The sequence below is a fragment of the Halanaerobium praevalens DSM 2228 genome (assembly GCF_000165465.1).
Taxonomy (GTDB): domain Bacteria; phylum Bacillota; class Halanaerobiia; order Halanaerobiales; family Halanaerobiaceae; genus Halanaerobium; species Halanaerobium praevalens.
On record NC_017455.1, the window covers coordinates 716,830 to 731,269 of the forward strand.

Consider the following 14,440-nt stretch of genomic DNA (forward strand, 5'->3'; position numbering starts at 1 on the left):
AAATAAAAAACTCATCCATTTGGATGAGTTTAAAAATTTAAAAGATAGCTATCTCTTAGATATATTTTTATTTAAAATTACATATTGTTGTACATCTTTGTGAGGCGGGATTTTTTACGGGCTGCATTATTCTTATGGATAATATTTCTTGTTACAGCCTTATCGATGACCTTTTTAGTCTCTTTTAACTGTTCTGCAGCAGCTTCTTTATCCCCTGTTTCAACTGCTTTTTCCATAGTTTTAATAGCATTTTTTAATCTTTCTTTCCATTCTTTATTCTGAGCAGTTTTCTTTGCACTAGTTTTAACTCTTTTTTTAGCAGATTTAATAATAGGCATCTAACTTCACCCCCTCTTCAAAGTAAATATTTATAATCTCAGACTTAATTTGCAACATTTCAATTTTAACATGTTGTTATTAAAAATGCAAGGTTTAAATTCAAAAATACTATTGTTTAAATCTTATTAATTAGTTTCAGCTAGTTTTTAGTAGCTAAAAGAAAATTGATTAATAAGTATAAATATAATATAATTGTAGTACTATGGATAATATATTTTAATTAGAAAGTTATTAAGAAAAAGGAGGAAATTTTTTGCAGACGGATAAAATAAGAAATTTTTGCATTATTGCTCATATTGATCATGGGAAATCTACCCTTGCTGATCGTATGTTAGAATATACAGGAACAATTACTGACCGGAAAATGCAAGAACAAGTTTTAGATAAAATGGATCTGGAACGCGAAAGAGGAATCACTATTAAAGCTCAAGCTGTTACAATTGAATATCAAGGTTATGAACTTAATTTGATTGATACTCCAGGCCATGTTGATTTTGCTTATGAGGTTTCTAGAAGTTTAGCAGCCTGTGAGGGAGCTTTATTAGTTATTGATGCAGCTCAGGGGGTTGAAGCTCAGACTATGGCTAATATTTATTTGGCTTTAGAACATGATTTAGAAATTATACCTGTTATTAATAAAATTGATCTACCTTCAGCTAATCCTCAAAGAGTGAAAGAACAATTATTAGATATTGGTATTGATCCAGATGAGGCAATTTTGGCTAGTGCTAAAAAAGGTACTAATATTGATCAAATATTAGATGCAATAGTAAATCGAGTTCCGGCACCTTATAATGGTTCTAAAAATCCTTTAAAGTCTCTTATCTTTGACACTCTTTATGATTCTTATCAGGGTGTAATTGCTTATGTAAGAATTATGGAAGGTTCAGTTAAAAAGGGAGATAAAATTTTATTAATGTCTAATCAAAAAAGTTATGAGGTAGATGAGGTTGGTATTTTTGCTCCTGCAATGCAGAAAAAAGATGAATTAAGTTCAGGTGAAGTAGGTTATATTATTTCGGGAATTAAAGATGTTCGAAATTGTAGGGTTGGAGATACTATTACTTTGAAAAAAAATCCTGCAGAAAAAGCTTTACCTGGATACCAAAAAGTTCAGCCAATGGTATTTAGTGGTCTTTATCCAACTGATAATTCTGATTATGAAGTTTTAAAAGAGGCTTTAGAAAAATTACAACTAAATGATGCTTCTTTTACTTTTGAGCCAGAAACATCTGAAGCTCTTGGTTTTGGTTTTCGATGTGGATTTTTAGGTTTACTACATATGGAAGTTATTCAGGAAAGATTAGAAAGAGAATATGATCTTGACTTAGTAATTACTGCTCCGAGTGTAGAGTACCAGATTATTAAAAAAAGTGGAGAAGAATTGAGAATTGAAAATCCAGCTGCTTTTCCTGAACAGGGAGAAATTGATAAGATTAAAGAGCCTTTTGTAACTGCAGAAATTCATTTGCCTGAAGAATATGTTGGTCAAGCTATGGAACTTTGTCAAGATAACCGAGGTGACTTTAAAGATATGCAGTATATAGATCAAGACAGAGTGACTCTAAAATATGAAATGCCTTTAAGTGAAATTATTACTGACTTTTTTAATCAATTAAAATCTAAAACCAGAGGTTATGCAACTTTAGATTATGAATTAGAAGGTTATAAAGAGTCTAAATTAGTTAAACTTGATATCTTAGTTAATAAAGATGTAGTAGATGCTTTATCAACAATTGTTCACGATGAACATTCATATCAAGAAGGTAATGCTTTAGTGAGAAGGTTAAAAGATGTAATTCCTCGCCATATGTTTAAAGTACCAATCCAAGCTGCAGTTGGAGGTAAAATTATAGCTAGAGTTAATATTCCTGCCATGCGTAAAAATGTACTGCAAAAATGTTATGGTGGAGATATTAGTAGAAAACGCAAATTGTTAGAAAAACAAAAAGAAGGTAAAAAGAGAATGAAACAAGTTGGAAGTGTAGAAATTCCACAAGAAGCTTTTATGACAGTATTAGAAAGAGATGAAAATGCCTAAATTAAATTTTAAACACGCTAATGCTATTTATCTGCATTTGCCATTTTGTAGTAGTAAATGTCCTTATTGTGATTTTTATTCAGTTCAATATACAAAAAAAGGGGTGGGCCAGTATTGGGCCGCTCTTTTTATGGAATTAGAAGATTTAGCAGCAAAAACTGAAAATAAACTAGTAAAGACTATTTATTTCGGAGGAGGAACTCCATCTTTAATAGAACCAAATTTAATAAAAGATATAATTAAAAAAATAAAAAATAAATTTAAGGTTACTCCTACAGCTGAAATAACAATGGAAATTAATCCTGCATCTGTAAGTGAAGAAAAAATAATTAATTTTAAAAGAGCAGGTATTAATCGTTTAAGTATAGGGATTCAAAGCTTTAATAATCAGCACTTATCTTTTTTAGGCAGAAAAACTAATTCTTTGCAAAATAAAAAAATATTAAAGCTTGTAGCAAATAATTTTAAAAATTATAGTGTGGATTTAATTTTTGCTTTACCAGACCAAAGTTTAGAAGATTTTGAAAAGGATTTAAAGGAATTACTTGATTTTTTTCCACCTCATATTTCTTTATATAATTTAGAAATTCATGAGAACACTCCTTTTTATCAAAAATATAATCAGGGAAAACTAAAGCTACCTACAGAAGAACTTGATGCTCAGATGTATAAATTAGCTTTAAATAAATTAAAACAAGCTGGTTACCAACATTATGAAATTTCTAATTTTAGCCAAAAAGGCTATAGAGCCCAACATAATTATATATATTGGCTTTATCAACCTTATTTAGCTTTAGGGCCAGGAGCTTCCGGTTTTGATGGTAATTGTAGATATCAAAATTTAAGCAATCTTAATTATTATTTAGATTATTATAATCCTCAAAGATTGGATTATTATGATTTAGATGATTATAACTTAGAAAAGTTAAAAAAAATTGATTGCTTAAGGGATCATAAAAAAAATAAGATTCGAAACATAACTTGTTTAAAGCCCAAAGAAAAGTGGGGAGAATATTCATTTTTAGCATTAAGAACTGATTTAGGTTTATTTTATCATAAATTTTATCAAAAATTTGGTTTAGAATTTAAAAGCATATATAAAGAAGAGATAGCAGAATTAAAGGCTCTTGATTTGCTAAAAGAAAATAATGAAAGAATAAAATTAACAACGAGAGGTAAAGAAGTTGCTAATGAAGTTTTTTTGAAATTTTTATAAAATAATCTCAAAATATATTTGACAAAAAAAGATCTATATGTTATTTTATTAATAGTTGTTAGCACTCTTGTTTATCGAGTGCTAAAAAATGAGGTGAGAAATGATGGTTGAAGAAATTGGTGAATTAGACTCTAGAAAAAAGAGAATACTGCAGGCCATCATTCAGGAACACATAATTTCTGCATCTCCAATTGGCTCAAGGACACTTGCAAAAAAGTATAATCTGAATGTAAGTCCTGCAACCATCAGAAATGAAATGGCTGATTTAGAAGAATTAGATTATTTAGAACAGCCACATACTTCTGCTGGAAGAGTACCGTCTGATAAAGGTTATCGCTATTATGTTGATCAACTGATTAATAAAGAAAAAAATAATACTACTGGGTCTATTGACAATATAGAATCTTTATATAATGATTTACAAGATGTACAGGATATTATTTCTGGAATGGCAAAAATGTTGTCGAAAATGACTCATTATACGGCTCTTGTCAGTGAACCCAAAAGCAAAGTTAGTAGACTTAAAAAAGTTGAAATAATGCAGTTAGCAGATAATTCTTTGCTTTTAGTGCTGGTAACTGATACAGGAATAGTTAATAATAAAATTATTAACTTGGAACAAAATTTGTCAACTAGTAAAATTTCATATCTTAACAATTTTCTTAGTCATAAGCTAGAAAATAAATTATTATCTAATTTAGATTCTAGTTATCTAAAAGAAATTGAAAAAGAACTGTTAAGTAGAATTGATCTTTCAGTTGATTTATTTAAACAATTTCAAGATGAATTTGAAGGTGCTTTTGATCCAAATGGAGTTAAAGTTTATTTAGGTGGAACTTCTTATATTTTAGAACAGCCAGAGTTCAATGATTTGGCAAAAGTAAAAAAAATGCTTAAACTACTTGATCAAGACAAAATGTTAAACAAAATTATTAATAGTATTTCTGGTTCTGACCTTGAAATTAAAATTGGTCAGGAAAATGAAGTTGAAGATATAAAAAACTGCTCTTTAGTTGTTGCAACTTATTATATATCTGATCGAGCAGTTGGAAAAATTGGAGTCATTGGTCCCACCCGAATGGAATATCCACGTGTTATTTCTTCGGTTGATATTATTTCCGATATTTTGGGTAAGTTAATTTCTAAAGCTAGTGGGTGATAATAATGAAAAATCAAAAAGAAAATATTGAAGACAAAACAAATTCTGAAGTTGATTCAAAAACAGAAGAGCAAGCAACTAACGTCAAGGAAGAAACAGCTGAGGCTAAAGCCACAGCAGAAAAAGCTGATGATTTAGATGGAATTCAAATTGAACTTTCTCGAGAAGAATTAATTGAAGAAGTTAAAGAAAAAAATGAAAAAATAGAAGAGATGGATGCTGAAATTGATGATCTTTTAAGTAGGCTACAGAGACTACAGGCTGATTTTGTTAATTATCGAAAAAGAAGTCAGAGAGAAAAAGCTGAGATGACTGATCGTGGTAAAATAAAACTGTGTTCAAGTTTATTACCAGTCATTGATAATTTTGAAAGAGCTTTAAAAGCAGAAGAAAATGAAGATGATTTTTATCAAGGTGTAAAAATGATTTATAATCAACTTTTAAAAACTTTTGCTGAACATGGAATTGAAGAAATAATTGCTCAGGGTGAAGAATTTAATCCTGAATACCATGAAGCAATAATGAGAGTTGAAAGTGATGAATATGAGCCAGGAACTGTAATTGATGTAGTTCAAAAAGGTTTTATTTTAGATGAAAGAGTTATTAGACCAGCAATGGTTAGAGTAGCAGGGTAATTTAAATAATAAGTTTTTAAGTTTTTAAAATACATTTTTAAATAAATTAAGTTTATAAAAATTGTACAACAATTTTATAAGGAGGAATAGAAAATGGGTAAAGTAATTGGTATTGATTTAGGTACAACTAATTCTTGTGTTGCAGTAATGGAAGGTGGAGAACCAACTGTTATTCCAAATAAAGAAGGAGCAAGAACAACTCCTTCAGTAGTAGCATATTCTAAAAAAGGAGAAAGAATTGTAGGGGAACATGCAAAACGTCAGTCAGTAACTAATCCTGACCAAACTATTGCTTCAATTAAAAGACATATGGGTACAGATTATAGTGTAACTTTAAATGAGGAAGAATATAATCCACAGCAAATTTCTGCTATGATTTTACAGAAATTAAAAAGAGATGCTGAAGAATATTTAGGTGAAGATGTAGAAGAAGCTGTTATTACTGTACCAGCTTACTTTAGTGATGCTCAGCGTCAGGCAACAAAAGATGCTGGAAAAATTGCTGGCCTAAAAGTAGAAAGAATTATTAATGAGCCAACAGCAGCTTCTTTAGCTTATGGACTTGATGATAAAGGTGAAGAAACTATTTTAGTTTATGACCTTGGTGGCGGTACTTTTGATGTTTCTATTCTCGATATTGGAGATGGAGTATTTGAAGTTATAGCAACAAATGGTAATAACCACTTAGGTGGAGATGATTTTGATCAAAGAATTATTGATTATTTAGCAGAAGAATTTGAAAATAGAACTGGAATTGATTTAAAGAAAGATAAGATGGCACTTCAGCGTTTAAAAGATGCTGCTGAAAAAGCTAAAATTGAACTTTCAAGTGTTAAACAAACAAATATCAACCTTCCCTTCATTACTCAAACTGATGCAGGGCCTGAACACTTAGATATTGATTTAACTAGAGCTAAATTTGAAAGCTTAATTACTGATTTAATTGAAGAATCAATGAAACCAGCTCGTAAAGCTTTAAAAGATGCTGATATGAGTAAATCAGATATTGATGAGGTTATTTTAGTTGGTGGATCAACTAGAATTCCAGCTGTGCAAGAAGCCGTAAAAGACTTAATTGGTAAAGATGCTCATAAGGGAATTAATCCTGATGAGGTTGTAGCTGTTGGTGCTGCAATTCAGGGTGGTATTTTAGCTGGTGATGTTGATGATGTAGTTTTATTAGATGTTACTCCATTATCTCTAGGTATTGAAACATTAGGAGGAGTATTCACTAAGTTAATTGATAGAAATACTACAATTCCTACTTCAAAGAGTAAGGTTTTCTCAACTGCAACTGATAATCAGTCAAGTGTAGATATTCATGTATTGCAGGGTGAGAGAAAAATGGCTAAAGATAATAAGACTTTAGGCCGTTTCCAATTAACTGATATTCCACCTGCACCACGTGGAGTTCCTCAAATTGAAGTAGAATTTGATATTGATAAAAATGGTATTGTTCATGTAGCTGCTAAAGATAAAGGTACAGGAAATGAGCAAAAGATTACTATTAAATCTACAAGTGGTTTATCTGATGAAGAAATAGATGAAATGGTAAAAGATGCTGAAGAACATGCTGAAGAAGATAAGAAAAGAGTAGAAAAAATTGAAACTCGAAATGAAGCTGATGCTTTAGTTCATCAAACAGAAAAGACTTTAGATGAAGCAGGAGATAAAGTTGATGAAGCTGTTAAAGATAAAGTAGAAGCGGCTAAAGAAGAATTAAAAGAAATTTTAGAAGATGAAGATGCTGAAATGGAAGTTATAAAAGAAAAGATGGAGGCTTTAACTGAAGAGCTAACAGAATTAAGTTCTCAATTATATGCTCAAGCTGAAGCTGCTCAAGCAGATGCTCAAGCAGGACAGGCTGGAGCTCAAGCTGGACCAGAAGCAGCTCAAGCAGATGAAAATACAGTTGATGTAGACTTTGAAGAAGTAGATGACGAAGAGAAATAAAATAAATATAGAATTAATAAATTAGAAAAGAATAGATCAGTTTAGGGAGAGTTAAACTCTCCCTAAACTGCTTTCTCTTTCTTTTTAGAGAGGTGATTTTAAGATGGCTAAACATGATTATTATGAATTGCTAGGTGTTGATCGGGATGCCGATCAAAAAGAAATTAAGCGGGCTTATCGTAAGCTTGCTAAAAAATATCATCCTGATATGAACCAAGATAAAGATACTTCAGATAAATTTAAAGAAATTTCTGAAGCCTATGAAATTTTAAGTGATCCAGATAAAAGGGCACGTTATGATCAATATGGACATTCAGGTATAAATGATCAAGACTTCAACTTTGATGATTTTGCTCAAGGCGGTTTTGGTGGTCTTGATGATTTATTTAATATGTTCGGTTTTGGTGGTCGTAGTGGAGGCAGAAGAAATGGTCCTCGCAGAGGAGCTGACCTTCAATATAGGCTAAAAATATCATTCGAAGAAGCCGCTTTTGGTGGTAAAAAAGAAATTAAGATTCCACGTGAAGAAAAATGTGATCAATGTGATGGTAGTGGAGCAGAACCTGGAACTGATGTTAAAACTTGTCCAGAGTGTAATGGTCAAGGTCAAGTCCGGACTAGTCAGCAAACTCCTTTTGGCCAGTTTACCCAAAGTAGAGTTTGTCCCCAATGTGGTGGAGACGGTAAAATTGTAGAGGAAGCTTGTCATAAGTGTAATGGAGCTGGAAAAGTTAGAAAGCAGAGAAAATTAACTGTTAATATCCCAGCAGGTGTTGATACTGGAACTAGACTTAGAATGTCTGGTGAAGGACAAGCTGGAGAAAAAGGTGGCCCAGCTGGTGATTTATATATAGTTATTGATGTTCAAGATCATAAGATTTTTGATCGTAAAGGTGATGATCTTTACTGTGAGGTTCCAATCAATTTTGTTCAAGCTACTCTTGGTGACAAAATTAAAGTACCAACTTTAGAAGGCAAAGTACAATTTGATATCCCAGAAGGAACTCAACCAGGTACAACTTTTAGATTAAAGAATAAAGGTATTTCTCATGTCAATGGTTATGGTCGAGGAGATCAATATATTAAAGCTAAGGTAATGATTCCTAAAGATCTAAATAAAAAGCAAAAAGAATTGCTAGAAGAATTTGCTGAAATTAGTGGAGAAGAAATTAATCCAGAGCATAAAAGTTTTTTAAAAAAAATAAAAGATGCAATTAATATTTAAATAAGTTAATATTTTTTGTTCAATTAAACTAAAACTCTAATATGGAGTGAAAAAAATGCATAGATTTTTTATAGATCAGAGTACTGAAATTGGTAAAAAAGTATTTATTTCTGGAAATGACTATAACCATTTAAAAAATTCCCTGCGCCTAGATTTAGGTGACAGGGTTATTCTTTCTGATGGAAATGGTTTTGATCTGGAAGCAGAAATAATTACTTATCAAACAGAGTCAGCTGAACTTAAGATTTTAACTAAAGAAAAATCGAAAGTTGAGCCCAAAATCAAAGTTTGGTTAGCACAAGGACTTCCCAAAAAAAGCAAAATGGATTTAATAGTCGAAAAAGCAACAGAAATCGGTTTTTCTGGTTTAATTCCTTTAGAAAGTAAAAGGACTATTGTTAAATATAATCAGAAAAAGAAAGCTAAAAAACGTAGCCGTTGGCAGAGAGTTGCCGAAGCAGCAGCTAAACAGTCAGGTAGAGCAGTTATCCCTAAAATTAAGAACTTTTGTAATAGTAATAATATAAAGTCTTTTAAAGAAAAATTTGATTATGTTTTAGTTTTATGGGAAGATGAAAAGAAAACAACAATAAAAAGTTTTTTTAAGGAAAATGAAATTGCTGCTGAAGCTAAAATTTTATTAATTATTGGACCAGAAGGTGGTTTTTCTGAAGCTGAAGTCAATAGATTTGAGCAAAAATTAGAAGCTGAAATTATTACTCTGGGTCCTAGAATTTTAAGAACAGAGACTGCAGGAATTGTTGCTTTAACAGCAATTTTGTCTGAGAAAGGTGAACTTGGTGATGAAAATGATTAAAAAGGCAGCTTTTTATACTTTAGGTTGTAAAGTAAATCAATATGAAACTGAAGCTGTAATTGATATTTTTTTAGAAAATGGTTATCAAATTGTTGATTTTTCAGAAAAAGCAGATGTCTATATAGTTAATAGTTGTACAGTTACAAATGAAGCAGCTCGTAAAACAAGACAAATTGCTAGAAGAGCTAAAAGAAAATATAGTAATAGTTTAGTTGCTATTGTTGGTTGTTATACTCAAGCTTTTCCAGATGAAGTAAGAAATATAGAAGAAATTGATTTTGTAATGGGGAGTAATAATAAAGCTGAAATTTTAGCTAAGGCTGAAGAAATGTTGGCTGGAAAAAATATTAATAGTGAACTAAAAGAATATCAGCAATTAAAGGAATATGAAGATTTAAAATTAAAAAGCTTATCTAATACAACTAGAGCTAATGTCAAGATTGAAGATGGTTGTAATCAATTTTGTAGTTATTGCATTATTCCTTATGCTCGGGGTCCTGTTAGAAGTCGAAAAAAGGAATCTATAACTGAAGAAGTAAAAAGGTTATCTAAGCAAGGAGTTAAAGAAATTGTTTTAACTGGGACCCATTTAGGTGCCTATGGAAGTGATAAAGGAAATAAAAAAGCTTTAGCTCAATTAATGGAAAGTTTAACAGAAATTAAGTCTTTAAAAAGAGTTCGCTTAAGTTCAATTGAGGGTACAGAAATTGATCAAGGAATAATTAATTTAATTTCAGAATCAGATATTTTTTGTCCTCATCTTCATTTACCTTTACAAAGTGGAAGCAATCAAATTTTAAAGGCAATGAATAGACCTTATACTGTAGAAGAATTCAAAAAAACTGTAGCTAAATTAAGGAAAAAAATACCTGACTTAGCAATTACAACTGATGTCATAGTTGGTTTTCCTGGTGAAACAGAAAAAACTTTTGCTGAAACTCTAAAAGTTGTTAAAGAAATTTCTTTTGCTAAAGTGCACGTCTTTCCTTATTCAGCAAGAGAAGGAACACCAGCAGCTAAGATGGAACAGCTTAATGGTAATATAGTTAAAGAATATAGTAAAAAATTACGTTTAGCAAATGAAGCTTTAATGTTAAACTATCAAAAAGAATTTATTGGTAAAACTAAAAAAGTGCTAATTGAGGAAGTTAGAGATCATAAAACAAATCTTTTGACTGGTTATACTGATAATTACCTAAAAGTCTTAATTTCAGGTTCAGATGCTTTAAAAAATAGCTTAGTCAAAGTTAAACTGGAAGAATCTATAGATCCCTATCATTTAAGTGGAAAAATTATAAATTAGCAGGAATTTTATTCTTTTAAGAGAATATAATTAATAAGTAAAGATAATATTTCATTATATTTTTTAGATTAATTGTTAAGGGAGGGATTAATTTGGAAGATTGCTTATTTTGCAAAATTATAGCAGGCAAAATGGAGACAGAATTTATTTATCAAGACGAAGAACTAGTAGTTTTTAAAGATATTAGTCCTCAAGCACCAGTGCATTTATTAATTGTTCCTAAAAAACATATTGCTAATTTAAATCAGCTTAACAAAAGAGATAATAATTTAGTTGGTCAGATCTATCAAGTTGCTCAAAAAATGGCAGCAAAATATGATATTGATCAATCTGGTTATAGAGTAGTCAGCAATTGTGGTCAAGATGGAGGACAAACTGTAAATCATATTCACTTTCATCTTTTGGGTGGAAGAGAACTTCAGTGGCCACCTGGTTAAAATAAAAATTTAATTTAAATTGAATTAAGATTGGAGTTGTCAAGATGAGTGAACTAAAAAAGAAATTAATGGAAGATATGAAAAAAGCTATGAAAAAGAAAAATAAAGCTAGGCTTTCAGTAATTAGAATGACTAGAGCTGAAATTAAAAACAAAGAAATTGAAACTGGAAATGATTTAGATGATCAAGGTGTTATCCAAGTAATTGCTAAACAAGTAAAACAAATTAAAGATTCATTATCTGATTTTGAAAAGGCTGGTAAAGAAGATGTAATGAATAAATTGAATCAAGAAATTGAAATTTTACAAGACTATTTACCAGAACAAATGTCAGAAACAGAGGTAAATAAATTAGTTGAACAGGTTATTGCAGAAACTGGTGCTGAAAATATGTCAGATATGGGTCAAGTAATGGGAAAATTAATGCCCCAAATTAAGGGTAAAGCTGATGGCTCACTTGTTAGTTCTAAAGTAAAGAACAAATTAAGTAATTAAAATATTGGTTTAATAAAGAGGGGTACCCCTCTTTTTTTCTCTCTTAGAAGGAGGGTTAAATTTGAGAAATAAATTTTTTGTTTTTTTAATACTTTTATTATTTGTTTTAATTCCTAAACCAGATTCAGTTCAAGCAGAAGTTAGGCATCTTAATTTAGAAGGAGAAATTAATAATGCTCAGTATAAATTTATTGAAGATAATTTAGAGCAAGCTGAAAAAGATGGAGTAGATCTTTTTATTATAGAAATTAACTCGTTGGGTGGTTTTGTTGATCCTGCTTTAAAAATAAGAGATAGCATTTTTGCTGCTGAAATTGAAGTTATAACTTTTGTTAAAGGAAGAGCATGGTCAGCTGCAGCTTTAATTGCTTTAGCTGGTGATGAATTATATATTTCTCCATCTGCAAGTATTGGAGCAGCTGAAACAAGACCTAAAGAAGAAAAATATATTTCAGCCTTAAGAAAAGAATTTGCTGTCACTGCTGAACATCGAAATAAAAATCCTGAAATTGCAGAAGCTATGGTTGATTCCTCTCTGGAAATTGAAGGGATTATTGGAGTAGATAAACTTTTGACATTAACAGCTAAAGAAGCAATAACAACTGGCATTGCAGATTATAGACTTTCATCTTTAGCAGAAATAGCTCAAGTGAAAAGTTTTAATTTAAATGAAATAACAAAAGTTGAAAAAACTAACTTAGAGAAAATTATGGGCATAATTAGTAATCCTTATGCTAGCTCCTTAATCTTGATTATTGCTTTTTCAGCTTTGATTTTTGAAGCACTTACTCCAGGTTTTGCTCTAGGAGGAACTATTGGTATTATCTCTTTGTTAATCTTTTTTAGTAGCCATTTATTTATTGGTTCAATTGGGAATGGAATAATTATTTTGTTTATTATAGGGATTATTCTTATTTTAGCTGAAATTTTTATTATTCCTGGTTTTGGAATTGCTGGGATTAGTGGTATTATTTCAATTTTTATTAGTTTATTTTTTATATTTCCAAATACCACAATTGCAATTAATGTTTTATTGGCTGTAATTATAAGTACTTTACTTTTAGCAGTTTTAATGTTTAAAAAAATTGGCACTAGTCGTTTTTGGAAAAGAATTTCTTTAGAAAATAATTCTAAAGATTTTTATTCTTCAAGTTCTAAAAAAGATTATTTAAATAAAAGAGCAAAAACCTTGTCTAAACTTCGTCCAGCTGGTACTATTAAAATAGATAATAAAAGAATTGATGCTATAAGTGACGGAAGTTTTATTGAGAAGGGAACAGATGTAGAAGTTATTTCAGTTTCTGGTTCTAAAGTTGTTGTTCGAAAAATTATAGAGGAGGAATAAATAATGGAAATTTTTTCAGTATTAATTTTGGTAGCTTTAATATTATTTTTTATTTTATTTTTTTACTTTATCCCACTTGGATTATGGATATCTGCAACTGCTGCAGGAGTAAAAGTTGGATTTTTTAATTTAATTGGAATGCGTTTAAGAAGGGTAGTACCATCTTCAATTGTTGCTCCAATGATTAAATCACATAAAGCAGGTAAGGGTTTAAGTAGTGATCAATTAGAGGCCCACTATTTAGCTGGGGGTAATGTTGATCGAGTAGTTGATGCTTTAATTGCTGCTCAAAGAGCAGAGATTGATTTAACTTTTGAAAGAGCTGCTGCTATCGATTTAGCAGGTAGAGATGTACTTGAAGCAGTTAAAATGAGTGTTAACCCTAAGGTTATACAGACTCCAGTAGTTACAGCTGTAGCGAGGGATGGTATTCAGGTGATGGCAACTGCTAGAGTAACTGTAAGAGCTAATATAGAACGTCTTGTTGGTGGAGCAGGAGAAGAAACTGTACTAGCAAGAGTTGGTGAAGGAATTGTTACAACAGTAGGTTCTGCAAAATCACATAAAAAAGTATTAGAAAATCCTGATTCTATTTCTAAAACAGTTTTAGACAAGGGCTTAGATTCGGGAACAGCATTTGAAATTCTATCTATTGATATAGCAGATGTTGATGTTGGTAAAAATATTGGTGCTCAATTACAAACTGATCAGGCAGAAGCAGATAAAGAGATTGCACAAGCTAAAGCTGAAGAAAGAAGAGCTATGGCTGTTGCTGAAGAGCAAGAAATGAAAGCAAGAGTTCAAGAAATGAGAGCTAAAGTTGTAGAAGCTGAAGCTGAAGTACCACTTGCAATGTCAGAAGCTCTAAAAAATGGTAAGCTTGGAGTTATGGATTATATGAATTTGAAAAATGTAGAGTCTGATACTAAAATGAGAAGTAGTATTTCTGAAATATCAAAAGAAGAAAATCAGAATGAAAATTAATCTTTAGACTGCTTTAAGTGCTGGAGGTGAAGGATGGGAGATTTAATTTTTGTACTGCCAATATTAATAATCTTTTTTACTATTTTGTTTAAAATCTTTCTTTTTCTAAAAAAGATATTTGGCTTTTTTGCAAAAGCATTTAATTTAACAATTGAAAAAGCTGATGCAGATAAATCAGATAGTCAAAGCAAAGCTGAGACTATTGATTATTTAGATAATTATCGTCAAACATTAGAAACTAAAGATAAAAAAGTTGAAAATCCATCAACTGTAGAAAAGAAAGAGCAAGTTTTAAAACAAAAACAAAAAATGCAGCCTAATGCAAAGATTAAGAAGAATATTGAAAAAAATAAAGAGAAAAAGAAAAAAAATAAAAGAAAAAAAGTTGATTCTTTGGCAGGACTATTTAGTGATTATAGTGAAGCCGAAAAAGCGGTAATTTATAATGAAATTTTATCTAAACCTAAATCTCTGCAAAAGGATTAATATTTT

Annotated in this window: 14 protein-coding genes; 13 read left to right on the plus strand and 1 reads right to left on the minus strand. The window is 30.4% G+C overall.

Going from position 1 to position 14,440, the window contains the following annotated elements; all coding sequences use genetic code 11:
* Positions 1–77: 77 nt before the first annotated feature.
* The gene (gene rpsT / locus HPRAE_RS03270) at positions 78–338 is read right to left on the minus strand and encodes a 30S ribosomal protein S20 (protein ID WP_014552828.1); all 261 of its coding nucleotides are present in this window, start codon (positions 336–338) and stop codon (positions 78–80) included.
* Between the two features lie 254 nt (positions 339–592).
* On the opposite strand from rpsT, the gene lepA reads away from it, so the two are divergent.
* From lepA to HPRAE_RS03335, 13 genes are all read left to right on the plus strand, one after another.
* The gene (gene lepA / locus HPRAE_RS03275) at positions 593–2,380 is read left to right on the plus strand and encodes a translation elongation factor 4 (protein ID WP_014552829.1); all 1,788 of its coding nucleotides are present in this window, start codon (positions 593–595) and stop codon (positions 2,378–2,380) included.
* The gene (hemW, locus tag HPRAE_RS03280; RefSeq protein ID WP_014552830.1) at positions 2,373–3,596 is read left to right on the plus strand and encodes a radical SAM family heme chaperone HemW; all 1,224 of its coding nucleotides are present in this window, start codon (positions 2,373–2,375) and stop codon (positions 3,594–3,596) included. The genes lepA and hemW overlap by 8 nt, the downstream gene beginning before the upstream one ends.
* A 100-nt stretch (positions 3,597–3,696) precedes the next feature.
* Entirely contained in the window at positions 3,697–4,755 is a 1,059-nt protein-coding gene (gene hrcA, locus HPRAE_RS03285; protein ID WP_014552831.1) for a heat-inducible transcriptional repressor HrcA, read from the plus strand.
* Positions 4,756–4,760: 5 nt separating this feature from the next.
* Entirely contained in the window at positions 4,761–5,390 is a 630-nt protein-coding gene (grpE, locus tag HPRAE_RS03290; protein WP_041606907.1) for a nucleotide exchange factor GrpE, read from the plus strand.
* A 93-nt stretch (positions 5,391–5,483) separates the two neighbouring features.
* A complete protein-coding gene (gene dnaK / locus HPRAE_RS03295; RefSeq protein ID WP_014552833.1) occupies positions 5,484–7,343 on the plus strand; it encodes a molecular chaperone DnaK in 1,860 nt (619 codons plus the stop codon).
* A gap of 103 nt (positions 7,344–7,446) precedes the next feature.
* Positions 7,447–8,568, plus strand: coding sequence for a molecular chaperone DnaJ (dnaJ, locus tag HPRAE_RS03300; RefSeq protein WP_014552834.1), 1,122 nt, complete (start codon positions 7,447–7,449; stop codon positions 8,566–8,568).
* Positions 8,569–8,623: 55 nt separating this feature from the next.
* A complete protein-coding gene (locus HPRAE_RS03305) occupies positions 8,624–9,385 on the plus strand; it encodes a 16S rRNA (uracil(1498)-N(3))-methyltransferase (protein ID WP_014552835.1) in 762 nt (253 codons plus the stop codon).
* Positions 9,372–10,688: a tRNA (N(6)-L-threonylcarbamoyladenosine(37)-C(2))-methylthiotransferase MtaB gene (gene mtaB, locus HPRAE_RS03310; protein WP_014552836.1), complete on the plus strand. Its 1,317-nt coding sequence runs from the start codon at positions 9,372–9,374 to the stop codon at positions 10,686–10,688. Before HPRAE_RS03305 ends, mtaB begins: the two co-directional genes overlap by 14 nt.
* A gap of 92 nt (positions 10,689–10,780) precedes the next feature.
* The gene (locus HPRAE_RS03315) at positions 10,781–11,125 is read left to right on the plus strand and encodes a histidine triad nucleotide-binding protein (protein ID WP_014552837.1); all 345 of its coding nucleotides are present in this window, start codon (positions 10,781–10,783) and stop codon (positions 11,123–11,125) included.
* A 44-nt stretch (positions 11,126–11,169) separates the two neighbouring features.
* The gene (locus HPRAE_RS03320) at positions 11,170–11,619 is read left to right on the plus strand and encodes a GatB/YqeY domain-containing protein (RefSeq protein WP_014552838.1); all 450 of its coding nucleotides are present in this window, start codon (positions 11,170–11,172) and stop codon (positions 11,617–11,619) included.
* Positions 11,620–11,680: 61 nt separating this feature from the next.
* Positions 11,681–12,964, plus strand: a complete 1,284-nt coding sequence (locus tag HPRAE_RS03325) for an NfeD family protein (RefSeq protein ID WP_014552839.1) — start codon at positions 11,681–11,683, stop codon at positions 12,962–12,964.
* A gap of 3 nt (positions 12,965–12,967) precedes the next feature.
* A complete protein-coding gene (floA, locus tag HPRAE_RS03330; RefSeq protein ID WP_014552840.1) occupies positions 12,968–13,948 on the plus strand; it encodes a flotillin-like protein FloA in 981 nt (326 codons plus the stop codon).
* Positions 13,949–13,981: 33 nt separating this feature from the next.
* The gene (locus HPRAE_RS03335) at positions 13,982–14,434 is read left to right on the plus strand and encodes a hypothetical protein (protein WP_014552841.1); all 453 of its coding nucleotides are present in this window, start codon (positions 13,982–13,984) and stop codon (positions 14,432–14,434) included.
* The last annotated feature ends 6 nt before the right edge of the window (positions 14,435–14,440 follow it).

Bases quoted from the DNA above. Each gene is read 5' to 3' on its own strand.
- HPRAE_RS03335 (WP_014552841.1), top strand. From the start codon at position 13,982: ATGGGAGATTTAATTTTTGTACTGCCAATATTAATAATCTTTTTTACT.
- HPRAE_RS03305 (WP_014552835.1), top strand. From the start codon at position 8,624: ATGCATAGATTTTTTATAGATCAGAGTACTGAAATTGGTAAAAAAGTA.
- mtaB (WP_014552836.1), top strand. From the start codon at position 9,372: ATGAAAATGATTAAAAAGGCAGCTTTTTATACTTTAGGTTGTAAAGTA.
- dnaJ (WP_014552834.1), top strand. From the start codon at position 7,447: ATGGCTAAACATGATTATTATGAATTGCTAGGTGTTGATCGGGATGCC.
- floA (WP_014552840.1), top strand. From the start codon at position 12,968: ATGGAAATTTTTTCAGTATTAATTTTGGTAGCTTTAATATTATTTTTT.
- dnaK (WP_014552833.1), top strand. From the start codon at position 5,484: ATGGGTAAAGTAATTGGTATTGATTTAGGTACAACTAATTCTTGTGTT.
- grpE (WP_041606907.1), top strand. From the start codon at position 4,761: ATGAAAAATCAAAAAGAAAATATTGAAGACAAAACAAATTCTGAAGTT.
- HPRAE_RS03320 (WP_014552838.1), top strand. From the start codon at position 11,170: ATGAGTGAACTAAAAAAGAAATTAATGGAAGATATGAAAAAAGCTATG.
- rpsT (WP_014552828.1), bottom strand. From the start codon at position 338: ATGCCTATTATTAAATCTGCTAAAAAAAGAGTTAAAACTAGTGCAAAG.
- hrcA (WP_014552831.1), top strand. From the start codon at position 3,697: ATGATGGTTGAAGAAATTGGTGAATTAGACTCTAGAAAAAAGAGAATA.
- hemW (WP_014552830.1), top strand. From the start codon at position 2,373: ATGCCTAAATTAAATTTTAAACACGCTAATGCTATTTATCTGCATTTG.